This is a genomic window from Vibrio sp. TAP-3B (genome assembly GCF_057784735.1).
This window is the reverse complement of sequence record NZ_CM173495.1, coordinates 1,291,300-1,315,799: the sequence shown is the minus strand read 5'-3', so window position 1 is coordinate 1,315,799 and position 24,500 is coordinate 1,291,300. Positions and strand designations below refer to the sequence as shown.

Annotated in this window: 26 protein-coding genes; 21 read left to right on the top strand and 5 right to left on the bottom strand. The window is 44.1% G+C overall.

Features of this window, described 5'->3' with window-relative positions:
• Positions 1 to 49 precede the first annotated feature (49 nt).
• The 15 genes from yceD to AC3D28_RS06075 all read left to right on the top strand — a co-directional run bounded on the left by yceD (position 50) and on the right by AC3D28_RS06075 (position 13,197).
• Complete coding sequence (yceD, locus tag AC3D28_RS06145) at positions 50 to 574, top strand: 23S rRNA accumulation protein YceD (protein WP_488535887.1); 525 nt, start codon at positions 50 to 52, stop codon at positions 572 to 574.
• 62 nt (positions 575 to 636) lie between these two features.
• Complete coding sequence (rpmF, locus tag AC3D28_RS06140; protein ID WP_005396978.1) at positions 637 to 807, top strand: 50S ribosomal protein L32; 171 nt, start codon at positions 637 to 639, stop codon at positions 805 to 807.
• A 10-nt stretch (positions 808 to 817) separates the two neighbouring features.
• Positions 818 to 1,843 (top strand): phosphate acyltransferase PlsX, encoded by a 1,026-nt coding sequence (plsX, locus tag AC3D28_RS06135; RefSeq protein WP_488535886.1) that lies wholly within the window; start codon positions 818 to 820, stop codon positions 1,841 to 1,843.
• A 5-nt stretch (positions 1,844 to 1,848) separates the two neighbouring features.
• The gene (locus AC3D28_RS06130; RefSeq protein WP_488535885.1) at positions 1,849 to 2,799 is read left to right on the top strand and encodes a beta-ketoacyl-ACP synthase III; all 951 of its coding nucleotides are present in this window, start codon (positions 1,849 to 1,851) and stop codon (positions 2,797 to 2,799) included.
• A 75-nt stretch (positions 2,800 to 2,874) separates the two neighbouring features.
• Complete coding sequence (fabD, locus tag AC3D28_RS06125; protein WP_488535884.1) at positions 2,875 to 3,798, top strand: ACP S-malonyltransferase; 924 nt, start codon at positions 2,875 to 2,877, stop codon at positions 3,796 to 3,798.
• 46 nt (positions 3,799 to 3,844) lie between these two features.
• Positions 3,845 to 4,579, top strand: a complete 735-nt coding sequence (gene fabG / locus AC3D28_RS06120) for a 3-oxoacyl-ACP reductase FabG (protein WP_179885681.1) — start codon at positions 3,845 to 3,847, stop codon at positions 4,577 to 4,579.
• Between the two features lie 246 nt (positions 4,580 to 4,825).
• Complete coding sequence (gene acpP, locus AC3D28_RS06115) at positions 4,826 to 5,059, top strand: acyl carrier protein (protein WP_004406112.1); 234 nt, start codon at positions 4,826 to 4,828, stop codon at positions 5,057 to 5,059.
• Positions 5,060 to 5,152: 93 nt separating this feature from the next.
• Complete coding sequence (gene fabF / locus AC3D28_RS06110; protein ID WP_488535883.1) at positions 5,153 to 6,403, top strand: beta-ketoacyl-ACP synthase II; 1,251 nt, start codon at positions 5,153 to 5,155, stop codon at positions 6,401 to 6,403.
• 105 nt (positions 6,404 to 6,508) lie between these two features.
• A complete protein-coding gene (gene pabC, locus AC3D28_RS06105) occupies positions 6,509 to 7,324 on the top strand; it encodes an aminodeoxychorismate lyase (protein ID WP_488535882.1) in 816 nt (271 codons plus the stop codon).
• Positions 7,321 to 8,334, top strand: coding sequence for an endolytic transglycosylase MltG (gene mltG, locus AC3D28_RS06100; RefSeq protein ID WP_488535881.1), 1,014 nt, complete (start codon positions 7,321 to 7,323; stop codon positions 8,332 to 8,334). The genes pabC and mltG overlap by 4 nt, the downstream gene beginning before the upstream one ends.
• On the top strand, positions 8,335 to 8,967 hold the full coding sequence (gene tmk, locus AC3D28_RS06095; RefSeq protein ID WP_098415264.1) for a dTMP kinase: 633 nt from the start codon (positions 8,335 to 8,337) through the stop codon (positions 8,965 to 8,967).
• 25 nt (positions 8,968 to 8,992) lie between these two features.
• Positions 8,993 to 9,955, top strand: coding sequence for a DNA polymerase III subunit delta' (locus AC3D28_RS06090; RefSeq protein WP_488535880.1), 963 nt, complete (start codon positions 8,993 to 8,995; stop codon positions 9,953 to 9,955).
• Positions 9,946 to 10,713 carry a TatD family hydrolase gene (locus AC3D28_RS06085; protein ID WP_488535879.1) on the top strand — a complete coding sequence of 256 codons (768 nt, stop codon included), beginning with the start codon at positions 9,946 to 9,948 and terminating at the stop codon, positions 10,711 to 10,713. Before AC3D28_RS06090 ends, AC3D28_RS06085 begins: the two co-directional genes overlap by 10 nt.
• 443 nt (positions 10,714 to 11,156) lie before the next feature.
• Positions 11,157 to 12,587: a PTS glucose transporter subunit IIBC gene (gene ptsG / locus AC3D28_RS06080; RefSeq protein WP_488535878.1), complete on the top strand. Its 1,431-nt coding sequence runs from the start codon at positions 11,157 to 11,159 to the stop codon at positions 12,585 to 12,587.
• A 208-nt stretch (positions 12,588 to 12,795) separates the two neighbouring features.
• On the top strand, positions 12,796 to 13,197 hold the full coding sequence (locus AC3D28_RS06075) for a hypothetical protein (protein ID WP_488535877.1): 402 nt from the start codon (positions 12,796 to 12,798) through the stop codon (positions 13,195 to 13,197).
• A gap of 218 nt (positions 13,198 to 13,415) precedes the next feature.
• On the opposite strand, the gene AC3D28_RS06070 is transcribed toward AC3D28_RS06075, so the two are convergent.
• The 3 genes from AC3D28_RS06070 to AC3D28_RS06060 form a co-directional block, all read right to left on the bottom strand.
• Complete coding sequence (locus AC3D28_RS06070) at positions 13,416 to 13,511, bottom strand: MetS family NSS transporter small subunit (protein WP_098415269.1); 96 nt, start codon at positions 13,509 to 13,511, stop codon at positions 13,416 to 13,418.
• Positions 13,508 to 14,974 (bottom strand): sodium-dependent transporter, encoded by a 1,467-nt coding sequence (locus AC3D28_RS06065; protein ID WP_098415270.1) that lies wholly within the window; start codon positions 14,972 to 14,974, stop codon positions 13,508 to 13,510. Before AC3D28_RS06065 ends, AC3D28_RS06070 begins: the two co-directional genes overlap by 4 nt.
• 530 nt (positions 14,975 to 15,504) lie before the next feature.
• A complete protein-coding gene (locus tag AC3D28_RS06060) occupies positions 15,505 to 16,095 on the bottom strand; it encodes an outer membrane protein (RefSeq protein ID WP_488535876.1) in 591 nt (196 codons plus the stop codon).
• A gap of 79 nt (positions 16,096 to 16,174) precedes the next feature.
• Here AC3D28_RS06060 and cydH point away from each other — a divergent pair, with 79 nt between their 5' ends.
• On the top strand, positions 16,175 to 16,315 hold the full coding sequence (cydH, locus tag AC3D28_RS06055; RefSeq protein WP_488535875.1) for a cytochrome bd-I oxidase subunit CydH: 141 nt from the start codon (positions 16,175 to 16,177) through the stop codon (positions 16,313 to 16,315).
• A gap of 43 nt (positions 16,316 to 16,358) precedes the next feature.
• Entirely contained in the window at positions 16,359 to 17,510 is a 1,152-nt protein-coding gene (locus AC3D28_RS06050; RefSeq protein WP_488535874.1) for a patatin-like phospholipase family protein, read from the top strand.
• A 74-nt stretch (positions 17,511 to 17,584) separates the two neighbouring features.
• On the opposite strand, the gene pyk is transcribed toward AC3D28_RS06050, so the two are convergent.
• Positions 17,585 to 19,027, bottom strand: a complete 1,443-nt coding sequence (gene pyk / locus AC3D28_RS06045; protein WP_488535873.1) for a pyruvate kinase — start codon at positions 19,025 to 19,027, stop codon at positions 17,585 to 17,587.
• Between the two features lie 407 nt (positions 19,028 to 19,434).
• On the opposite strand from pyk, the gene mlc reads away from it, so the two are divergent.
• On the top strand, positions 19,435 to 20,652 hold the full coding sequence (gene mlc / locus AC3D28_RS06040; protein ID WP_488535872.1) for a sugar metabolism global transcriptional regulator Mlc: 1,218 nt from the start codon (positions 19,435 to 19,437) through the stop codon (positions 20,650 to 20,652).
• A gap of 109 nt (positions 20,653 to 20,761) precedes the next feature.
• Here mlc and elyC read toward each other — a convergent pair whose 3' ends face one another.
• Positions 20,762 to 21,547, bottom strand: a complete 786-nt coding sequence (gene elyC / locus AC3D28_RS06035; RefSeq protein ID WP_098415276.1) for an envelope biogenesis factor ElyC — start codon at positions 21,545 to 21,547, stop codon at positions 20,762 to 20,764.
• 114 nt (positions 21,548 to 21,661) lie between these two features.
• Here elyC and cmoM point away from each other — a divergent pair, with 114 nt between their 5' ends.
• From cmoM to mukE, 3 genes are read left to right on the top strand one after another with little or no spacing between them, the layout of a single operon-like run.
• Complete coding sequence (gene cmoM, locus AC3D28_RS06030; RefSeq protein ID WP_488536062.1) at positions 21,662 to 22,453, top strand: tRNA uridine 5-oxyacetic acid(34) methyltransferase CmoM; 792 nt, start codon at positions 21,662 to 21,664, stop codon at positions 22,451 to 22,453.
• Positions 22,454 to 22,455: 2 nt separating this feature from the next.
• Positions 22,456 to 23,793, top strand: coding sequence for a chromosome partition protein MukF (gene mukF, locus AC3D28_RS06025; RefSeq protein WP_488535871.1), 1,338 nt, complete (start codon positions 22,456 to 22,458; stop codon positions 23,791 to 23,793).
• The gene (gene mukE / locus AC3D28_RS06020; RefSeq protein WP_488535870.1) at positions 23,774 to 24,499 is read left to right on the top strand and encodes a chromosome partition protein MukE; all 726 of its coding nucleotides are present in this window, start codon (positions 23,774 to 23,776) and stop codon (positions 24,497 to 24,499) included. The genes mukF and mukE overlap by 20 nt, the downstream gene beginning before the upstream one ends.
• The last annotated feature ends 1 nt before the right edge of the window (position 24,500 follow it).

Here is a 24,500-nt window from a genome sequence, read left to right as displayed (position 1 = left end):
TGCCTTTTTCTTTGACTAATTTTGAATTGGAAGATAATATTCGCGCCCTATGCAAAAGGTAAAAATACCGCGAACGGTTGATCCGGCAAAAACGGCACAGAAACGATTGGACTTCGATGGTATCATCCAAGACAGTCTTTTCAAACGTTTAGCGGAAACAACTGAAGGCGTAAAACGCGACGCACTAGTCTCATTGTCATTTGAGATGGATGAACAGCGACTCGTTGTTATCTCTGGTAAAGCTAGCATCGATGTCGATTTAGAATGTCAGCGTTGTAATGAGGTATTCACACACGCGTGTGAAGTTGAATTCCTTTACACTCCTTACTACGGTGAGAAGAGTGAAGAGGAAGCACCAGAAATTTATGATTTGGTAGATCTAAATGAGTATGGTGAATTAGACCTTGTACAACTGGTTGAGGACGAGTTCATCTTAGCATTACCTCAAATTGCGATGCACGATGAAGCGGACTGTAGCGTTGACTCAAATAACATGGTTTTTGGTGAGCTTCCTGAAGAAATTGAGGAAAAGAAACCGAATCCATTCGACGTTTTGAAAAATCTGAAAAAGTAATTGGTGTAATAACCGCTTACTCAGGCTCAGGTTTTTAACCCAATAGTATAGGAGTAGGGTCAATGGCCGTACAAAAAAACCGTAAAACTCGTTCTAAGCGCGGTATGCGTCGTTCACACGATGCGCTAACTACAGCTGCACTATCTGTAGACGCGACTTCTGGTGAAACTCACCTACGCCACAATGTAACTGCTGAAGGTTACTACCGTGGTCAAAAGGTTATCAACAAGTAAGGTTGAACCTTTGCAAAGTATTACCGTTGCACTTGATGCAATGGGCGGGGATTTCGGTCCACGCGTAACAGTGCCTGCCGCCGTGCAGGCATTGTCTCATTTCCCAGAGCTAAAAGTGATTCTTATAGGTGATCAATCTCTGATCACGTCTCAACTATCTCAATTAGATGCCTCTACCAGTTCTCGCTTGACTATTTCTCATAGCGAGAGAGTTATCTCGAACTCAGAAAAGCCATCATGGGCATTACGCAATAGCCGAAACAGTTCTATGCGTATCGCTATCGACTTGGTGTCTGAGCAGCAAGCGGATGCTTGCGTGAGCGGGGGTAACACAGGTGCTTTGATGGCGCTGTCGCGTTTTATTCTCAAGCTACTGCCTGGTATTGAACGTCCTGCTTTAGTTTCGGCTTTACCGACGATTACTGGAAAGCGTACTTGGATGCTAGATCTAGGTGCGAATGTATCGTGTGATGCCGACAGTTTGTTCCAATTTGCTGTAATGGGCAGTGCATTAGCAGAACAGCACTTAGGTTGTCCTCCTCGCGTTGCTGTACTCAATATTGGCGCAGAAGAGATTAAAGGTAACGATTTAGTCAAACGTTGCGCAGAAATGCTTTCTCAGACCGACGCGATCAACTTTGTCGGTTATATTGAAGGTAATCAAATTTTGCATGATGTTGCAGACGTCATCGTTTGTGATGGGTTTGTCGGTAACGTATGCTTAAAAGCCAGTGAGGGAACAGCGCAACTTTTTATCGAAAAAATAAAAACCAGCATCATGGCGTCTACGATAAAAGGCTGGATTGCTAGAAAGTTGTTTTCTCGGCTATTTAATGAACTAAAAACACTGAACCCCGACCAGTATAACGGCGCAAGTTTGCTAGGATTGCGCGGCATTGTCATAAAAAGCCATGGAAGTGCAGATGTATCTGCGATTGTCAATGCACTTGGCGAAGCAGTACACGAGGTCAAACGACAAGTACCAAGCCGTATTAGCGATCGTTTGGAAGCGGTTTTACTCGAGAGGCATTATTAGTCTTCATGTATAGCAAAATTTTAGGTACTGGCAGCTACCTGCCATCTCAGGTGCGTACTAACGCAGACTTAGAGAAAATGGTAGATACAAGTGATGAGTGGATCGTTGCTCGCACGGGTATTAAAGAGCGTCGAATTGCTGCAGAAAATGAAACTGTTGCAGACATGGCATTCTACGCAGCTGAAAACGCTATCGATATGGCCGGGATTGATAAAAATGATATCGACCTGATTATCGTTGCGACTACGAGTAGTAGCCATACTTTTCCTTCATCTGCATGTCAGGTTCAGGCAAAGCTTGGTATTAAAGGTTGTCCTGCATTCGACTTGGCCGCTGCTTGTTCTGGTTTTGTTTATGCGTTATCTGTAGCTGATCAACATATCAAATCTGGCATGTGTAAAAACGTGCTTGTGATGGGAGCGGATGCGCTATCGAAAACGTGTGATCCAACAGATCGTTCAACCATCATTCTATTTGGTGATGCTGCGGGTGCTGTTGTCATTGGTGCGAGCGAAGAGCCTGGCATTATTTCTACCCACGTGTACTCGGATGGTCAATTCGGTGAGCTCTTGAGCCTTCCGGTCCCCGAGCGTGGTAAAGATGCTGACCAATGGCTTCACATGGCGGGTAACGAGGTATTCAAAGTCGCGGTTACTCAGTTGTCAAAATTGGTCAAAGATACCCTTGAAGCAAACAACATGCACAAGTCTGAATTAGACTGGCTAGTGCCGCACCAAGCGAACTACCGCATTATTTCCGCGACAGCGAAGAAGCTTTCAATGTCTCTGGACCAAGTAGTCATTACGCTAGATAGACACGGTAACACATCGGCGGCGACAGTACCGACTGCGTTGGACGAAGCTGTGCGTGATGGTCGTATTAAGCGTGGACAGACTTTGTTGCTGGAAGCATTTGGCGGCGGTTTCACATGGGGCTCGGCTCTGGTGAAGTTCTAAGCTTCACGAAAATTCAAATTTAAGATGCGCGAAAGGGCGTCTTACTTCATTTTACTTTTCTTAAAGGAAAACAACATGAGCAAGTTTGCTATCGTATTTCCAGGTCAAGGATCTCAAGCTGTAGGTATGCTTGCGGATCTAGGCGAACAATATGATGTAGTAAAACAAACATTTGCAGAAGCATCTGAAGCACTAGGTTACGATCTATGGGCGCTTGTTCAAAATGGCCCAGCGGAAGATTTAAATCAAACTTTCCGGACTCAGCCTGCGTTGCTAGCTTCATCTGTTGCTATTTGGCGTGTATGGCATGAGCTAGGTCTTAAGCAACCTGCAAACCTTGCTGGTCATAGCTTAGGTGAATACTCAGCACTAGTATGTGCTGGCGTGATTGACTTTAAGGAAGCCATCAAACTGGTAGAGTTACGCGGTAAGCTAATGCAAGAGGCGGTTCCAGCAGGTACTGGTGCAATGTATGCAATCATCGGCCTAGATGATGATGCAATTGCGAAAGTGTGTGAAGACGCAGCACAAGGTGAAGTCGTTTCTCCAGTTAACTTTAACTCACCTGGTCAGGTTGTTATCGCAGGCAGTAAAGATGCTGTTGAACGCGCGGGTGCTTTATGTAAAGAAGCTGGCGCGAAACGTGCGCTTCCTCTTCCTGTTTCAGTGCCTTCTCACTGTGCGCTAATGAAGCCAGCAGCGGAAAGACTTGCAGTAGCACTAGAGTCAATTGAGTTCAATGCGCCGCAAATTCCGGTTATCAATAATGTTGATGTGGCTGCAGAGACCGACCCTGAAAAAATTAAAGATGCACTTGTTCGTCAGCTTCATAGCCCAGTGCGCTGGACAGAGACTGTGCAGTTGATGAGCGAGCAAGGCGTTGAAAATCTTGTTGAACTTGGCCCTGGCAAAGTTTTAACAGGCCTAACAAAACGCATCGTGAAAACGCTGACTGCTGCGGCAGTGAATGACGTTGCCTCGTTGGAATCAGCGAAGTAACGTATCAGCCAGTAAAGTTCGCGATAAGAAAAGGAAACACAACATGATGAATCTAGAAGGTAAGATTGCACTCGTTACCGGCGCAAGCCGTGGTATTGGTCGTGCGATCGCGGAACTTCTTGTAGAGCGAGGTGCGACCGTGATTGGTACTGCTACTTCTGAGAGTGGCGCAGCTGCAATCAGTGAGTACCTTGGTGAAAATGGTAAAGGTTTAGCACTTAACGTTACTGATGTAGAGTCTATCGAATCAACGCTTAAAATCATTAATGAAGAGTTTGGTGTTATCGATATTTTAGTAAACAATGCTGGTATTACTCGCGACAACCTACTGATGCGCATGAAAGATGATGAGTGGAACGACATCATTGATACCAACCTAACGCCTATCTACCGCATGTCTAAAGCAGTTTTACGCGGCATGATGAAAAAACGTTCGGGTCGTATCATCAACGTAGGCTCTGTTGTTGGCACTATGGGTAATGCTGGTCAAACTAACTACGCAGCAGCAAAAGCGGGTGTGATTGGTTTCACTAAATCAATGGCTCGTGAAGTGGCGTCTCGTGGTATAACAGTGAATACTGTTGCCCCTGGTTTCATCGAAACTGACATGACGAAGGGACTAAATGATGAGCAACGTGCGGCAACGTTGTCGAACGTGCCTGCAGGTCGTTTAGGTGATCCACGTGAAATTGCATCAGCAGTAGTTTTCCTTGCTTCACCTGAAGCAGCGTACATTACTGGTGAAACTTTGCATGTAAATGGTGGCATGTACATGGTTTAATGAGACAGTTAGTGCAAAATAAGCTATTTTACATTATGGAAAATAATCTATAGTTGCAGTTAACGGTCATGAACTTGTTATGCTTATGCGCAAGATTTGTGCATGATTTAAGTCAAAAATGTATTGAAATTCGGTTAAATTCACTAATTTTGTGGTTTGACCAGCAAGGACCCCCTTGCAACTTTCAATAGTTCGAATAAACTACGGAATCATCGCATTAGGCGAAATCTGTAAAGGAAAAGAAAAATGAGCAACATCGAAGAACGCGTAAAGAAAATCATTGTTGAGCAGCTAGGTGTAGACGAAGCAGAAGTGAAAAACGAAGCTTCTTTCGTTGACGATCTGGGTGCTGATTCTCTAGACACTGTAGAACTAGTTATGGCTCTAGAAGAGGAATTCGACACTGAGATTCCTGATGAAGAAGCTGAGAAGATCACTACTGTTCAAGCTGCAATCGACTACGTAAACAGCGCTCAGTAATTATCTTTCCCAGGCGGTCTCCAAGACCGCCTGTGTTCTTTCTAACCTCTTCTATCCTCTCATAGAAACATTCAATTCCCGGAGAATTATATCGTGTCCAAGCGTCGTGTAGTTGTCACTGGCATGGGTATGTTGTCACCGGTAGGCAACACAGTAGAATCATCTTGGAAAGCCCTGCTAGAAGGTCAAAGCGGTATCGTAAATATTGATCACTTCGATACTACGAACTTCTCAACTCGTTTTGCAGGTCTTATTAAAGATTTCGATTGCACAGAATACATGTCTAAAAAAGATGCTCGTAAGATGGATCTATTTATCCAGTACGGCATCGCAGCGGGTATCCAAGCACTTGATCATTCTGGCTTACAAATTACCGAAGAAAATGCAGCTCGAGTTGGTGTTGCCATCGGCTCAGGCATTGGTGGTATAGATCTTATCGAAACTGGTCATACTGCATTAGTTGAAAAAGGCCCTCGTAAAGTTAGTCCGTTTTTTGTTCCTTCGACCATCGTAAATATGGTTGCAGGCAACCTATCTATCATGCGTGGTCTTCGTGGTCCAAACATCGCGATTTCTACTGCATGTACAACAGGATTGCACAACATTGGTCATGCAGCACGCATGATCGCGTACGGTGATGCAGATGTGATGGTTGCTGGTGGTGCAGAAAAAGCGTCCACGCCGCTCGGTATGGCTGGCTTCGGTGCAGCTAAAGCACTGTCGACTCGGAATGACGATCCGCAGAAAGCATCTCGTCCATGGGATAAAGGCCGTGATGGCTTCGTTCTTGGTGACGGTGCTGGTGTTATGGTTGTTGAAGAGTACGAACACGCGAAGGCACGTGGTGCGAAGATCTATGCTGAGCTAGTTGGTTTTGGTATGTCCGGTGATGCTTATCACATGACTTCTCCAAGCGAAGACGGCTCTGGTGGTGCGCTTGCGATGGAAGCGGCAATGCGTGACGCGAACATCTCAGGTACTCAAGTGGGCTACGTAAACGCACATGGTACTTCAACGCCGGCAGGCGACGTTGCAGAAATCAAGGGCGTGAAACGTGCTCTTGGTGTAGAAGGTGCGAAGCAAGTACTTGTGTCTTCAACAAAATCTATGACTGGTCACCTACTGGGGGCAGCAGGTTCTGTGGAAGCTATCATCACGGTGATGTCTCTAGTCGACCAAGTCGTTCCACCAACGATCAACCTAGATGATCCAGAAGAAGGTCTAGACATCGACCTTGTACCGCATACAGCGCGCAAAGTTGAAGGTATGGAATACGCAATCTGTAATTCATTTGGCTTTGGTGGTACAAACGGTTCTTTGATCTTCAAAAAAATCGCAGAGTAACACTATCTAACCTTATTTAGATAAGTGAAACTTGTATTCTAACGGCTCGATGCTTAGCATTGAGCCGTTTTGTTTTATTTGTTGTCTGCAACTGAAGGTAAGTGAATGTTTTGGGTAAATGGCGTTCCACAGACGCATGTATCATTAGGAGATCGTTCCTTTCAGTATGGGGACGGCTGCTTTACTACAATCTTGACCAAATACGGTAAGTTGGCTTACTGGCCCGAACACATCGAGCGTATGGATTCTTGTCTTCAAACATTGCAGATACCTTTACCTGACTGGCAAGTCGTGCATGATTGGGCTCTGCGTGCCGCACTGTCTAATGAGCGAGCGGGTATAAAAATTCACGTCAGTCGTGGGGTCGGAGGGCGAGGATACAGTCCGAATGGGATAGAAGGTCCGGTGGTGACCATTTCCAATTTTGTTTTTCCTTCTCATTACTCAGCATGGCGAAAGACAGGTGTGCATTTAGGCGTTTGTGAGATGCGTCTTGGTATTCAACCTTTACTTGCAGGGCACAAGCATAACAACCGTTTAGAGCAGATTCTCGCAAAGGCGGAAATTGATAACTCTGAATTTTCGGACGCAGTGACGTTAAATGTGCAAAATCATGTCATTGAAACTACAATGGCCAACCTTTTTTGGGTTAAAGGTAATAAAGTGTTCACTCCAGAACTGACGCAGTCAGGCGTCGCGGGCGTAATGCGCCGTAAGGTTTTTGAATACCTAAAGGTTGTCAATACGGAGATGGTAGTGGACGCTTTTAGTCTCTCAGACCTCTTGGATGCTGATGAGGCATTCATGTGTAATTCATTGTTGGGTGTCGTGCCTATTCGCAGCATCACAGAATCCAACAGTAAAATTTTATTTCCTATTGGAAAATTGACTCAACGACTGCAAGGGAATTTAACTACGTGATTAAAAAACTGTTGGTTTTTGTTGTGCTGATGGCAATGATCGGTGCAGCAGCTGTTTTTTACGTTGTTTCACAGGCGAAACAATACGTTGAAAAGCCAGTTCTATTAGAGCAACCTCAGCTATTTACAATAGAGAATGGCACAAGTTTTCACCACGTCATACGTGATTTAGTGGAAAATAAAGTAATAGAAGCGTCTGAATATACACGCTTAATACCTCATCTTTATTCAGAACTTTTACAAGTTCGATCGGGTACCTACTTACTCGATCCCAAAATGTCGTTGTACCAAGTATTAGAGCATCTTAATAACGGAAAGGAGCATCAATTTGCGATTACTTTTGTTGAAGGAAGTCGTTTTTCCGAGTGGATTGAACAGCTCAAAACTGCGCCTCATATAGACCACGACTTAACGGGTCTATCTGAAAAAGAGATGGCATTTAAGCTAGGAATTGAACGTGATAAGTTGGAAGGATTATTCTTAGCTGAAACCTATCATTACACCGCTGGTGCCAGCGAAAGTGAGTTATTAAAACGGGCACATCGTAAGCTAAATAAAATTTTAGATATGAACTGGGAGACGCGCCAAGAAGATCTCCCGCTTCAAGATAAATATGAAGCCTTGACTCTGGCGTCTATTATCGAAAAAGAAACGGCGATTGATACTGAACGTGAGCGCGTCGCTTCTGTGTTTGTGAATCGCTTGAATAAAGGTATGCGACTCCAAACGGATCCAACGGTGATTTACGGAATGGGTGACGAATACGACGGTAACATTCGAAAGAAAGATTTGCGCACAGCCACACCTTACAATACTTACGTGATTAACGGCCTGCCACCTACACCGATTGCCATGGCTGGGGAAGCGTCGATTAAGGCGGCATTGAATCCAGAGAAAAGTAAATACCTTTATTTTGTCGCGAGCGGTAAGGGCGGACATGTCTTTTCCAAATCCCTTGCTGAGCACAATCGTGCCGTACGAGCCTATTTAAGAGAACTAAGAAAGAATTAAATGATGCAAGCAAATTTTATTGTCGTTGAGGGCCTAGAAGGCGCGGGGAAGAGCACTGCGATTAAAACGGTATTGGACACGTTAAATCAAGCGGGGATTGATAATATCATTAATACCCGTGAGCCAGGCGGAACCCCTCTGGCTGAAAAAATGCGTGCTCTGGTCAAGGAAGAGCATGAAGGTGAAGAGCTACAAGACATGACGGAGCTACTGCTACTTTACGCTGCACGTGTTCAGTTGGTTGAAAATGTGATCAAGCCAGCCTTGGCTAACGGTCAGTGGGTGGTGGGGGATCGCCATGACATGTCTTCTCAAGCGTATCAGGGGGGCGGTCGTCAAATTGATGCGGCTTTGATGAAAAGTTTGCGTGATACAACACTCGGTGAGTTTAAACCCGCTTTCACACTTTATATGGATATCGATCCTCGAGTAGGACTTGAGCGTGCACGTGGAAGAGGTGAGCTTGATCGTATCGAGAAAATGGATATCGGCTTCTTTGAACGTACACGTGAACGTTATTTAGAAATAGCGCATAACGATCCTTCAATTGTTGTTATCGATGCAGAGCAAAGTATTGAAGAAGTCTCTCGCAATATTAAAGGTGCTTTAAATGAATGGCTGTCTTGTCAATAAGTGAAATGTGGATTTTAGGTGACTCATGTTAAATGATTACCCATGGCTGAAGCCTGTTTGGAATAACCTCAAAGTAGGGTTGGGTTCGGACAAAATACCGGGAGCCCTTTTACTGCAGAGTGATCCGGGCTTGGCCGTAGAAAAGCTAGTTGAGCTTTTTAGTCAGGTACTTTTTTGTCAAAATTACAGCGATGAAGCATGTGGTTTTTGCCATAGCTGCCAATTAAATCATTCCCAAAGTCACCCTGACTTGCACTGGATTAAGCCAGAGAAAGAAGGCAAGGCGATAACGGTTGAGCAAATTCGTACTTGCAACCGTCTCGCTCAAGAGTCGTCTCAGCTCAATGGTTATCGTTTATTCGTGATCGAACCGGCTGACGCAATGAACGAGTCGGCATCGAATGCATTGTTAAAAACGCTAGAAGAGCCTGGGGCAAAGTGCTTGTTTTTGCTCGTTACCCACAATCAGAATCGTCTGCTTCCAACCATTCGTAGCCGTTGCCAACACTGGGTTGTTGCGCCGCCGTCAACGGAACAAGCGATGCAATGGATGCTCGAAAAAGGGGCACAGCAAGTTCCTGCTTATGCCTTAAAACTGAATATGGGCTCTCCGATAAAAACATTGGATGCGTTAAATAATGGCGATCTCGATGCCTATTTGGCTTTTGAGCGTAGCCTTATTAAGGCGATGTCTTCTCCTGTCTCAGATATTTCTGAGTGTGTTTCTTTAATGGTTAAACACTCGGAGAAATCACTAGACTGGGCATGGTATTTACTGACAGACGCTCAGAAAGCGTTGTTTGGTGTATCAGAAGCACAAATGCTTCCTGGCGCGATAAAGTTTCAACCGAACAACTATAACGGTTTGTATTCATCAGCGAAGGCGCTGATGGACCTAAAAGCTCAGGTACAAGCCTTTCCAGGTCTAAACCTTGAGCTACTATCAATGAACTGGTTAATTGAATCACGAGAGGCATTATGTTCGTAGATTCGCATTGTCATTTAGACAAATTGAATTACGACGATCTTCACATCAATGTTGAAGACGTTATTAACAAAGCTAAACAAGCAAAGGTAACTGAGCTACTTTCTGTGGGAGTAACACTGGATTCTTTCCCAAAAATGATGGAAATGATCGAGCCTTATGAGAATGTTTATGCTTCGTGCGGTGTACACCCACTTGATGTTGAAAGCGACTTTTCGATGGACATGTTACGTCACCATGCTTCGAATGAAAAAGTCGTCGCCATAGGTGAGACTGGCTTAGATTACCATTACAAGCCAGAGACCGTCGCGTTACAGAAAGAGCGTTTTGAGCAACACGTTGATCTTGCGGTGGAGCTTAACAAACCATTAATTATCCATACCAGAAACGCTCGTGCGGATACCTTAGAAATTTTACGTAACGGTGGGGCAGAAAAATGTGGTGGCGTAATCCATTGTTTTACCGAAGACCTACCATTTGCACAAGCTGCTCTGGATTTAGGTTTCTATATCTCAATCTCTGGCATTGTGACTTTTCGGCAGGCTACTGAACTAAAAGAAGTGGTCAAGGCTTTGCCTTTGGACAAACTGCTTATTGAAACAGATTCGCCTTATTTGGCACCTGTTCCTCATCGCGGGAAAGAGAACCAACCCGCTTATGTTGTTGAGGTTGCCTCTTATATTGCACAGTTAAAATCGTGTTCTCTTTCGGAAGTTGCACAAAAAACCACCGAAAACTTCCGGAATCTTTTTTTGCGATGAAAAACTGGTGAAAGCATAAAAAAGGAACGAAAGTTCCTTTTTTGTTTGTAAATCCATCAAAGAGTCCCTTTGGTTTAATGTTTACTAAAAATGTTGATTTAATAGTATTCAAAAGTCACAAATGTAATTTTGTTACTAAAAATAACATTGACATGTATTTTATTTACGCCTTAAAATTAATCATATAAATAAAAAAAGTCTTTTAAAACAATGCTTAAGATGGATGCAAACCTTTTCATTGGCTATTTTGGGGTGTGATTTAAGACTTGTTTTGAAACTAAATTTCGTAGCTGTATAGAAAGTTTGAGGGTCATCAATATATATTTAGAGCCGGAAAATATAATGCAGTTGTGGTTACATTTTCATAGGGTGCTAACCTTTAGGCTACGGGGGTGTGCCGTTAGTGCCCAAATAATACTTATAAATTTATCAGGAGCATAAACATGTTTAAGAATCTTTTTGCGAACCTGCAAAAAGTTGGTAAGTCGCTGATGCTTCCAGTATCAGTTTTACCAGTTGCAGGTATTTTACTAGGTGTCGGTGCTGCCCATCTAAGCTTTATTCCAGAGATTGTTTCTGATCTAATGGAACAAGCTGGTGGTTCAGTATTCGGCCAAATGGCACTTCTATTCGCCGTGGGCGTGGCGCTAGGTTTCACTAATAACGACGGTGTGGCAGGTCTAGCTGCAATCGTTGGTTACGGTATCATGACCGCGACGCTAAGCGTTATGGCTGGCGTTATGGGTGTTGAAAAAATCCAAACTGGTGTACTAGGCGGTATACTCGTCGGTGGTATTTCTGCTTGGGCATTCAACCGTTTTTTCAAAATCCAGCTCCCAGAGTATCTTGGCTTCTTTGCTGGTAAGCGTGCTGTGCCAATTATCACTGGTTTCGCAGCGATTTTTCTTGGTGTAATCCTTTCTGTCATTTGGCCACCAATCGGCGGTGCAATCTCTGCATTCTCTGACTGGGCTGCGCACCAAAATCCACAACTAGCATTCGGTATCTATGGGGTGGTTGAGCGTTCTCTAATTCCATTCGGTCTTCACCACGTATGGAATGTACCGTTCTTCTTCGAAGCGGGTACTTGTGTTAACGCTGCAGGTGAAACTCAAAACGGCGTTCTGACTTGTTATTTAGTTGCCGACGAAGCATCTCGTGCTGCTGGTAATGGCTTCGGTCAGCTAGCCGGTGGTTACATGTTTAAGATGTTTGGTCTACCAGCGGCAGCAATTGCGATTGCTCACTGTGCTAAACCAGAAAACCGCGCGAAAGTAATGGGTATCATGGCGTCAGCAGCTCTGACTTCATTCCTAACTGGTATCACTGAGCCTATCGAATTCTCATTCCTGTTCGTTGCTCCACTACTATACGGTATCCACGCACTACTAGCGGGTTCTGCCTACATTGTTTCGAACACTCTAGGCTTTGTACACGGCACATCTTTCTCTCATGGTCTGATTGATTTCCTAGTGCTATCTGGTAACGCTCAGAAGATGGTTCTAATGATTGGTGTTGGTCTCGTTTACGCTGCAATTTACTACGTAGTGTTCCGCGGAGTTATCACTTCGCTGGATCTAAAAACGCCTGGCCGTGAAGATGAGTCTGAAAGTGCACTCGCAACTTCAGATTCTGATATGGGAGGCGAACTGGTTGCAGCATTCGGTGGTAAAGCAAACATTACTGGCCTAGATGCATGTATCACTCGTCTACGTGTCGCAGTTGCGGATACTGCGGCGGTAGACCAAGACAAATTAAAACAACTTGGCGCTGCTGGTGTTGTTATTGTTGCTGGTGGTGTTCAGGCCATCTTTGGTACTAAGTCTGACAATCTGAAAACAGAAATGGATGAGTGGATTCGTAACCACGGATAATCACAACTATTCATAATTATCAAAAGGAGGCTAAGGCCTCCTTTTTTAGTTTCGAGATAGGTGCTTATAAGCTTGATCACGAATGTGATCTTAAACTCATCTTCACTTTTGTCAGTCTTTTTATACGTTGAGCTTACTCATCGTTGACATAATGAAAACTCATTATGTTTGAATAGCACATGGTGTTTTTAAATAAGTGATGACATGTATGAAGAACAAACTAATTCTTGCCACAGGATTCATTTCTGGAACTACAATGGCGGCAAATGAACCGACTAATTTGTCGGTTGGTATGGCTGTTGATCAACAGTTAAGTGTTGTAGTGGAACTGGACAATAAATACCGTGGCATTATCGGTAACGACGGTATGGCGTTTGACTATATTGCTAAGCGTGGAAGGTTTGAACAAAACGTACCTGTGACGTGGTATGTTGGCGTCGGTGGGTGGTATGAATGGGATGATGAATTTGGTGTGCGAGTGCCACTTGGTGTGAACTGGGATCTATCAAATGGCTGGGATGTTTATGGGCAAATACATCCAGAACTCGATCTTTATAAAGGCGCTGACTTACAGCTTGGTGGTGCCGTTGGTATCAAATACCGTTTTTAAATGTAATTGGATATACAGTAAATCACTGGTCATCTTAGCTTATTAAACGACTCGATAACGGTGTTAACTTTTTTATGCATGGCATTGCTCGTAACGTCACCGCTTTGTTGAACAATATGCCTTGTTCTCGAGTGCTTTTCCTGCACCATTCATGACCACTGATTTACGATGGTTAATATAAAAAACGTCGGCTGCTTGCCGACGTTTTACCTATTAAATTATTGCTTATCCATGGCTCGCTTGATACAAAAGGCCGCGCCGCCCCAAGTCATTCCCAAACCAATTACCATCATAATAATTGCACTGATTGTCATTTTTCTGTCTCCTTGCGGTTTACTGCATTGATCACTAGGCCAAAGGTGAAGAGTGCTGCAATCAGCGCCCAGCCCAATGTTAGATCATAGCCACCGTAGCCTTCGGTAAATAGCGCATAAAGCTTCGTTGCTAAGATGGTAGCGAGCATGATAGGTGTCACGAAGCGTAAGCAGATCTCGAACCATTGACCAACAGAAAAGTCAGAGCGTTGATTCACGTAATCACGAACTTCCGGTACACGCTTCAATAGCCATGCCATCAGTACGATTTCAATTAAGGCACCAACCATGATGCCAACGTTGTTTGCAAAATGGTCAACAAGGTCGAGCAGCAGCAGGCCACCATTGGTAGCAAACGCCATAGAAACAACAAAACCTGTTCCAATCACTACGTTTGCCGCTTTCTTACGGCTCCATTTAAGCTTATCGATAATCGCTGATGTAACGGCCTCCATAATGGATATGTGTGAACTTAGGCCCGCAACAACCAATGCGAAGAAGAACAGAGGACCAAGAATATATGGCGCAGGTAACAGGTTAATTGCGGCAGGTAATGTAACAAAAGCAAGGCCAACACCAGCAGAAACGACTTCGGTTAGCGGTTTACCTTGTTCTTGAGCCATATAACCTAAGACAGAGAAGATCATGATACCGGCGAGAATGGAGAAACCACAATTAATCAACACCGTCATAAAGGCGTTATTCGTGATGTCTGATTTCTCAGGTAAGTAGCTTGAATACGCCAGCATAATGGCGAAACCAATACTTAGGGTAAAGAAAATCTGGCCATATGCGGCTGCCCATACTTTTACGTCCCAGATTTTGCTGAAGTCAGGCTCGAACATGTAGTTCACACCATCCAATGCTCCTGGTAGCAGCACCATGCGTCCGATTAAGAAAATTACCATCAAGAATAAGACTGGCATCATGACTTTTGATGCACGTTCAATTCCGGATTTTACACCCTTGGCAATGGCGGTGTAAGTGATGGCCCAAGCAATCATTATCGACAACGCAATCTTCCATTGAATGCTACCCAGCTCTGTAGGTGAATTGTCACCTAACTTTAGGTATTCACTGAAGAAAAACGCATTAGTATCGGTTCCCCAGCCTTGGGTAAATGACAACCCAAAGTAAGAAATTGACCAGCCGATAACGGCCACATAGTAAACGCCGATGACTGCGGCAACACCCACTTGAAACCAACCAAGCCACTCAAATTTGGAGTGGATCTTTGCTAACGTTTTTGGTGCCGAACCACGATATTTTTGTCCCATACTGAATTCGAGGATCATGAATGGAATACCGGCAGTGATCATGGCAAAAAGGTAAGGAATAAAAAATGCGCCACCACCGTTCTCATACGCCATATATGGGAAACGCCAGATGTTTCCCAACCCGATAGCAGACCCGACTGCTGCTAAAATGAATCCCGCTCGGGATCCCCATTGTTCTCGCTTCATATTTGACTCCTATACTACTCCCTAAGGAATGAAGCTCCCTCTGTGACACAGTAATACTGAGCAAATTGTTAAAAGAAAGGACAACTGTTATCCATCAGATTGTCTGCCCTTAATTCTATATTATTATCCATTTGCAGAGTTATATTCTGTTAATCTGTAAGGGAATTAGATGTTTAATCTTAATAGTTTGATGTGTGTTTGATAAAACTGAAATATTTATCTGTTTCGTTAAGCAGACTAACTTCGAATAATAGTGAGCGCAATAGAATATAAATGTTAATAGTGCTGTGTTGTGTGGTTTTAATCTTGTTAAATTATAGCTTGCTGGTTGATTTGTGCTGGATTTTTGAGGGTTAATAGGGATAAACGACTGAGTATTTATTGTTTCTCTAGTTTTATAGACTATTTTTTGAATTTAGGGTGTACGTCTATATTTTGTACACCCACTAGATAATACTTTGTATCAATTGATCCCAAAATGCTGGTTTTAGTGAGTTACCTTTGGAAGCGAGCAGCGAAATAATGATCACTCAGAAGCGAAAACTAAAGCCAATGTTAGATTGAAATTGATTCATCCAATCGGTATCAAACTTAATGATGCAACTTGAACCATCGCTAGGTAATGTACAGGCTCCAGAGGTATCGTTATCCACCACGGTGCCAAGCCACCTTAATTGAGCGGTGAGTGCGACATTTTTTGAAAACTCATATTCGAGGCCCGTAAAAGCGCTAGCAGAGAAGCCATATTTGTTATCCACCCAATTAACATCGGTATAAGACCCACCAACACCAACCCCAATATAGGCTTGCCAACCTTGTTGAATAGGGTAGTAAATACTGCTTTGAAATTGCAGATAATGAATATTGGCGGAATTTGATAGTTGCTCAAGACCTGTGGATTGGTTTGAGTAAAACACCCCAATCTTACCTATTTCAAATGGAGCTTCAACTGACAAGGCGTAGTTTATCGCTGGGTCAAAATCATAGGCATTTCCGTTTTCATCTTCTACCTGACCGCCACCCGCATAGCCGACAAAGGGAGTAATTGCAATGTTGGCATGAGCGTTTGCCGCCAAACTGACTAACAGGCTTCCAACGAGCCAATGGAATTTATTGTCCATGTTTTATCTCCTTATCATGACTAAACTAATTGTGATGGCTTAGTCAAATTGGTGCGACTAAATCAAGCAGATCTTGAACATGTTTCACACTGGTGTTATTTTTTTGTTAAAGATCAGGGAGGTGTATATGGAATACGATCTAAAATCCGCATTAATCATTGTGGTTATTGTTTTTGCAGTACTTTTGTCGTTTGGAATTATTGCAATTACAACGGCTTAAGGTAGCTACTTCACGAAACGCTTTAACGAAATGGCATCAGCCTATGATACGTAACAGCGGTATAATTACCGAAAGCCATACTGAGCTCGACATAGATGTTTATGAACATTTTAGGCGTGGCAAAACCGCTCTAGTCACACAAGGAGGAGGGCAGAGAGGGATTTTTACCGCCGGGGTATTAGATGCTTTTTTACTTTCCAATTTTGATCCCTTCGATGAGTTTTATGGCACCTCTGCTGGTGCACTTAACTTATGTGCCTATTTATGTCGTCAACACGGTATGGGAAAGGCTTTTATTACCGACCTTACGACTTCTACTGAGTTCTTCAACCTGTTCCGCTACATCCGTAGGCAGCAGTATTTAGGTTTAGAGTGGGCGCTAGAAAGAATTCAAGGTTTTCCCTACAAGTTGGATCTCGATTTGGGTCGTGCTGCTTTAGGGGGCAGGGGAGCCTTCGCTGCGGTCACTAACGTGGATACGCTGTCTGACCAATATATGCCGATTTTAGGCGATGCTTGGTTCAATACTATGCTGGCTACATGTGCAGTTCCTAAGTTGTATCATGGTCCTGTAGATGTGGATGGCACGAAGTTTGTTGATGGTGGAGTTGCTGCCTCAATTCCTGTTCAAGAGGCTTGGCGTCAGAACGCTCGTAACATCATTGTTATTAGAACCGAACCATTTTCGGAGATTGAAGCTAGGGCCCAAAGTGAAGTGGGGGATGTTCCTGTCGAATGGTATCGTGAATCGATAAACTTGGTTCAGCAATCTTGGCAACAAAAAGTGAATCAATGGAAGTCCGATTGGGCGTTTTTCTTTCAGCAGAAAATCAATGCGACTCATCAATCTAAACTTTCTGGGAAAATGTTGTTAAATGGTGGACGCTGGCTGTTTGGCGCTGACAATTTATATCGATTAAGTCATTTGGTTGGTGAGAATTTTGATTCGGGGTTGGCGGACATGCTGATGATACATTATCAAACGTTTGAGCTTACCCAAGCTTTTTTGTCTACGCCGCCTGACGATACATTTATTTTGCAAATTGCACCAAGAGAGGAGCTTCGTGCTTCTTCTCTGCTAAGTGATCCTGAATCACTGGAGCATGATTATCAACTTGGGCTCCAAGCTGGGTTTAATCTTGTTCAGCTTTATGAGCAGCTTAATATCAACATTAATGACAGAGAGAGTGCGTAACCGCTTATTATAAGACCAGAGCATGGGAGTCATAAGGGCTTCCTCCTAATGGAGCCCTTACATATCCGTAAAGTTTATGCTGACAGAATTCTCATGCAATTGGTTGAGCCAACAACATCCATTACATCACCCTGAGTGATGATGACTAAATCACCTTCATGCAAGAAGCCTTGTTCCTTGAGGCTGGCAATCGCTGCTTGAGCTGTTGGTAAGCCTGCATCACAATTCGATTCAAAATATACTGGTGTTACACCACGATAAAGAGCGGCTCGATTCAAGGTTGATTCATTACGTGAGAGCGCAAAAATCGGTAAGCCTGAGCTTAAGCGAGACATCAGCAAAGCCGTTCTACCAGACTCCGTTAACGAAATCATCGCTTCAATTCCTTCCATATGGTTCGCAGAGTACATCGTTGCCATAGCAATCGTCTCTCCGGCAGTTTCGAATGTACGGTCTAAGCGGTAATTCGATAGGCTTGCTTCAGACATTTTTTCTGCCCCGGCACATACTTCAGCCATCGACTTGACGGTTTCTACCGGGAATTTACCTGCAGCGGTCTCTCCGGATAACATGACCGCATCGGTGCCGTCTAAAACCGCATTGGCGACGTCCATTACTTCGGCGCGAGTTGGCATTGGGTTGGTAATCATTGATTCCATCATTTGTGTCGCGGTGATGACAATACGATTTAGGCTGCGAGCACGACGAATCAGTTTTTTCTGCACGCCGATGAGTTCAGGATCGCCAATTTCTACCCCTAAGTCGCCACGAGCGACCATCACCACATCGGATGCGAGAATAATGTCGTCAATAGTTTCATTGCTTGCAACGGTTTCTGCACGCTCCACTTTGGCAACTAACATCGGCTCTAAACCTGCGTCTCGAGCTAATCGCCGTGCATAATGCATGTCCTCGCCATTGCGCGGGAAAGAAATAGCAAGGTAATCGACTTGAATTTTTGCAGCGGTAATGATGTCGGCTTTGTCTTTTTCCGTTAACGCATCGGCTGATAAACCTCCCCCCTTTTTATTGATGCCTTTGTTGTTGGAGAGTGGTCCACCAACAACCACGCGTGTATGGACTTTATTACCTTTTACGCTGGTCACTTGCAGTTGAACGCGTCCGTCATCGAGTAATAGGATGTCATTGGGTAAAACATCTTGTGGCAGTTCTTTATAATCTAATCCGACTGACTCTTGATTACCTTCGCCTTTGGGTAGGTCGCTGTCTAACGTGAATGTATCACCCACATTGAGCATGACGATGCCGTCTTTAAAGGTGGATACGCGGATTTTTGGGCCTTGTAAATCGCCAAGGATTGCTACCTGACGTCCAAGTTTTGCCGCAATAGCGCGCACGTTTTTGGCGCGTTTAATATGATCTTCACTGGTACCATGTGAAAAGTTCATGCGGACAACGTTCGCACCGGCTTTGATGATCTCCTCAAGTACATTGTCCTTATCCGTTGAAGGACCAAGCGTGGTGACAATTTTGGTTCGTCTTAATTTGGAAGTCATAGGTTCTCCGATGAATGTGTGTGATCAAAGTTGCTCGAATTCTATTCTTATTTTACCCGACCGCTTAGTTGCGGTTTTTAAGTTGGGTCAGTGGCGTTTAGGATTTAAGTATATGCAGAGAATGTTTTACATTAAGCGTAACCTTCACAAAACGACAGATATTTCATAGAGAACTTGGTCCCTATTTTGTAAGGAGGCTCAGTACGAGCGGGTGCTGTTCACCTAATTTGGTGAATAAAATAAGTTATTTTTCAAACAATTTAACAGGAGTAGATTCTTCGTTATTTGATTGAATACACAAACAAACAGGTTTATACGTGATGCTTGTCACGGGGATTTATTAATTCACTTCACAATTAGTTCGCAAAGTAAAAAAATTGTCTCGTTATAGAATTTCGGAGTGCAAGATGTACATGGCTCAACCGGGCCATATTGATCATATCAAACAGGTCAATGCTGGTCGTGTATATAAACTAATTGACCTAAAGGGTCCAATCTCTCGAATTGATTTATCAAAGCAGAGTGAGCTTGCGCCTGCGAGTATCACCAAAATCACGCGAGAATTAATTGAAGCACACTTGATTCATGAAACGACGGTACAAGAAGCCATAAGTCGTGGCCGACCTGCCGTGGGTTTGCAGGTCAACAATGAGGGGTGGCAATTCTTATCGATGCGTTTAGGTCGTGGTTATTTAACCATTGCACTTCATGAGCTGGGTGGCGATGTGCTTATCGATACCAAAATCGAAATTCATGAACGTGACCAAGAAGACGTACTCGAACGCTTACTTTATGAAATTGAAGAATTTTTTCAAACGTATGCCGATCAACTAGATCGTGTTACCAGCATTGCAATTACGCTGCCTGGCCTTGTGAACTCTGAACAAGGTGTGGTGCTGCAAATGCCTCACTATAATGTCGAAAATCTAGCGTTGGGCCCAGAGATATACAAAGCAACGGGCTTACCCGTATTTATTGCTAATGACACCCGCGCTTGGGCATTAGCAGAAAAGCTTTTTGGTCACTCCCAAGAAAACGATAACTCGGTCCTTATCTCCATTCATCATGGTTTAGGTGCTGGGATTATTCTTGATGGTCGCGTTTTACAGGGTCGTCATGGCAATATTGGTGAACTTGGTCATATTCAAATCGACCCAAACGGTAAGCGTTGCCACTGTGGCAATATCGGCTGTTTGGAAACCGTTGCAAGCTCGCAAGCGATTCGTGACGAAGTGGTAAGGCGACTGGCTGAGGGTGAAGCGTCGATTCTTACTGAGCAAGAGGAAATGAGTATCGAAAGCATCTGTGAAGCGGCAGCTAACGGAGATACCTTAGCCGTGGATGTAATTGAAAAGCTTGGGCGCTATTTAGGTTCCGCGATTGCTATTGTGATTAATTTATTTAATCCAGAAAAGATTTTGATTGGTGGGGTTATTAATCAAGCGAAAGAAGTCCTTTATCCAGCGGTTCGCCGTTGTATTGAAGAGCAGAGCCTTCCTGTCTATCACCAAGACTTAGAATTGGTGGAGTCACGTTTCTATAAGCAGGCGACAATGCCAGGTGCTGCGCTGATAAAGCAAGCGCTTTACGATGGTCAGTTGTTGATGAAGGTTGTTGAAGGTTAATCATTAAACCTCTTGAGACTATTTGAATATAGCTATTACATTCAGGATAACTTAGGGTGAAGCCTAACGGCTCACCCTTTTTTGATCGTCTCAGAGATGAGTGATGTGCTTATTCAGCCTCAACCATCGGCGTTTGGCCTACGGTGTCACGTAATCTTTGCCAAATACTGCCCAGATACTCATGCCAATAAAGCTCAGTTTGTTCCAAGTAACGAGCTTTAGGGGAGTATTTATCCCAAGGTTGGTTGATATCACTAATCGCTAAGAAGTTCGTTGGTGCTGGAATTGGTTTTATGCCCGCGGCATGGAATTCATACAGCGCTCGGCTCATATGGCTTGCCGACGTAACTAACACAATCTCTTTTTGCTGGACAAAAGCGGCTGCCTGCCGAGCTTCTTCCCATGTGTCTTTCGCATCTTCTAATAAAATAATATCCGATTTCGCAACACCTAATGCTAATGCAACATTAGCCATCATCCTTGCATGACTAATTTCAGAGCCCCCGGCATAGCCAGATAAAATGAACTTAGCTCCTGGGTACATACGTAAAATACGAATGCCTTCTGTTAAGCGCATTAACGCCGCACGACTTAACTGAGAGGTGGGAGGGATTTCGTCATCGATGACGTGACTATTCCCTAAAACCATCACGTAGTCGATAGTGCCAGATACGGGCAAAAAAGCTTTATGCTCTCGCTCTAATGGCATAAGAAGTTTAGTTGAAACAGGCTGGAAGGCAACAAGGAAAATGCCGACAAAAGAGAACAGAACAACGAAACAGCCAGTTTTACGTTTGGTAGTAAAACTAATGAGAGCAAGCCCCACCAAACCTATCAGCAGCAATGCCGGTAGAGGCATAAACAAGGCTGATACTACTTTTTTCAGCTCAAACATACATAAATAGTCCGAAAAAACATCAATTGATAATAAAAATGAGGATACCCCTCTTTATTCCTGCTTTCCTTGTGCCAGAATAGCGGCACAATCCGTTATGATAACTCAGCAGAAGTGACAGAAGACCGCAATTTCGACGATATCGCCCACAAATTTGCAAAAAATATTTACGGCTCCGATAAAGGGGAGATCCGCCAAATCATTGTGTGGGAAGATTTTCTACAGATTCTAAGTGAATTAGATGCTGAGCAGCAACCCCTAGATGTTTTAGATGCTGGTGGTGGTTTGGCACAAATGTCGCAAAAGCTTGCTAAGCTCGGACATCATGTTGCTTTATGTGATCTATCTTCGGAAATGCTGCAGCTAGCCAAACAGGATATTGAAAAAAACGGTTTGCTTGAGCAGTATCGCCTGATTCATTCGCCTGTCCAATCCATTGGTGAGTATATGGAGGCGCAGGTGGATCTTGTTATGTTCCATGCCGTGATGGAGTGGTTAGTCGACCCTAAGACTGCACTTAAGACAGTATTGGAGCAAGTAAAACCCGGAGGCGTCGCATCGGTGATGTTCTACAACCACCATGGTTTAGTTTATAAAAACGTAGTTTGTGGCAACATTCCCCATGTTCTAGACGGCATGCCTCACCGAAAAAGATTTAAACTACAGCCGCAAAAAGGCTTAAAACCTGAAGAGGTCTACCAATGGATAGAAGACTCGGGTTTTAGTATTTGTGGAAAATCTGGTATTCGCTCGTTCAGTGATTACATCGGCAATATGCAATACATGGGTGATTACGAGTTTGAAGATGTGTTGGCGCTAGAAAAACAACTTTGTCGACAAGAGCCATACCTCTCATTAGGCCGCTACATTCACGTGTGGGCTAAAAAGAATGATAAACAGGAATAACAATGAGTGAGATGACTCTCAATGCTGCAGAGCAACCAATCGATGAGTTGGTTGGCTGGGTTAAGCAGCACGATTTCTCGTTGAACCTGACCACTGAGCGATTGGCGTTTTTGATAGCCATCGCTGTACTAAGTAATGAAAGGTTCGATGAAGAACTGGGTGAAGGTGAATTGCACGACGCATTTGCCATCGTCACTCGACTTTTTGATGAGACTGGTGAAGCCTCTGCTTTTCGTGCGAACAACGCCATCAACGAGATGGTCAAGCAGCGCCTTATTAGCCGTTTTGTCAGTGAGATCACTGACGGATCGAGCATTTACCGCTTGTCGCCTTTAGCGATAGGAATCACCGACCACTATTTGCGTCATCGTGAGTTCTCGAAACTTCGCTTATCTATCCAACTATCCATGATAGCGGATGAGATGGCGAAGGCGATTGACGCGGCACAACAAGGTGGCACGCCGGGCCATTGGAAGAAAAACGTATATGGGGTTTTGAAATATTCCGTGGGCGAAATTTTCGACCAAATAGACCTGAACCAACGTGTGATGGATGAACAGCAGCAGTCGGTTAAATTGCAGATCGCCGATCTGTTGAACAAAGACTGGCGTGACGCGATTAATAACTGTGAAGCGTTACTATCAGAAACCTCCAGCACGTTGCGTGAACTTCAAGATACGCTGCAAGCCGCCAGTGATGAGCTGCAAACTCAGATCCTAGACATCCAAGAGCTTGTTTACGGTGATCCTGAGTTGGAGTTTATTGATGAAGCTCTATTTGGTCTACAAATGAAATTAGACCGGATCACGAGTTGGGGCCAGCAAGCCATCGACCTCTGGATTGGTTACGACCGACACGTCCACAAGTTTATTCGTACCGCCATTGATATGGATAAAAACCGAGCGTTTAGCTCGCGTCTACGTCAATCCATCAAAGATTACTTCGATATGCCTTGGTATTTGATTTATGCAGATGCAGAAAGGCTCTCTGACCTTCGTGACGAGGCGTTGGTGCTACGTGATGACGAAGTCACCGGCCTGGTTCCGATGGAAGTAGAATACGAAGAGTTTCAACAAGTCAATGATGAGCTGTCTGAGCGAATTGGTGACATGCTAAAAGCGCATAAAGAGCAAGAAACACCAATCGATTTGAGTGTGGTACTGCGGGATTACCTCGTGCAGCACCCTTACACTCATCATTTTGATTTAGCTCGAATTATTGTTGATCAAGCCGTGCGTCTGGGGTATTCGGAATCGGATTACCAAGCGATTCAACCAGACTGGAAAGCAATCAATGAATTTGGGGCAAAGGTACAAGCGAATGTCATCGACCGATATTAATGAATACATGTCAGATAATCTGGCAAAAGCAATTTCTAACCCTCTGTTTCCAGCATTAGACAGTATGCTTCGAGCAGGGCGTCATATTTCAAGTGAAGATCTGGACAACCACGCATTGTTGTCGGATTTTGAACTTGAGCTTTCGTCTTTCTACCAGCGCTACAACACCGAATTGGTGAAAGCGCCAGAAGGTTTCTTCTATCTTCGTCCACGCTCAACGTCTTTGATTGGGCGTAGTGTTCTTTCTGAGCTAGACATGTTGGTAGGTAAGGTTCTGTGTTTCCTTTACCTAAGCCCCGAGCGTCTCGCACACGAAGGCATCTTCACCAACCAAGAGCTTTACGACGAATTGCTTGCTCTAGCAGATGAAAACAAGCTGATGAAGCTGGTAACGAACCGAGCGACGGGCTCTGATCTGGATAAAGAGAAGTTGTTTGAGAAAGTTCGCACTTCACTTCGTCGTCTTCGTCGTCTTGGTATGCTCATCAACATCGGTGAAACCGGCAAGTTCAGTATCAGTGAAGCGGTATTCCGTTTTGGTGCTGAGGTTCGTGTTGGTGATGACGTGCGTGAAGCACAGCTACGTCTTATCCGTGATGGCGAAGCGGTCGTGCACACTAAAGAGCCGAGCCAAGGCAGCCTGTTGTCTGAAGATGAGTCAGACGAACAAGCCCAAGCAGAAATGACAGAAGAGGGTGAAGCATGAG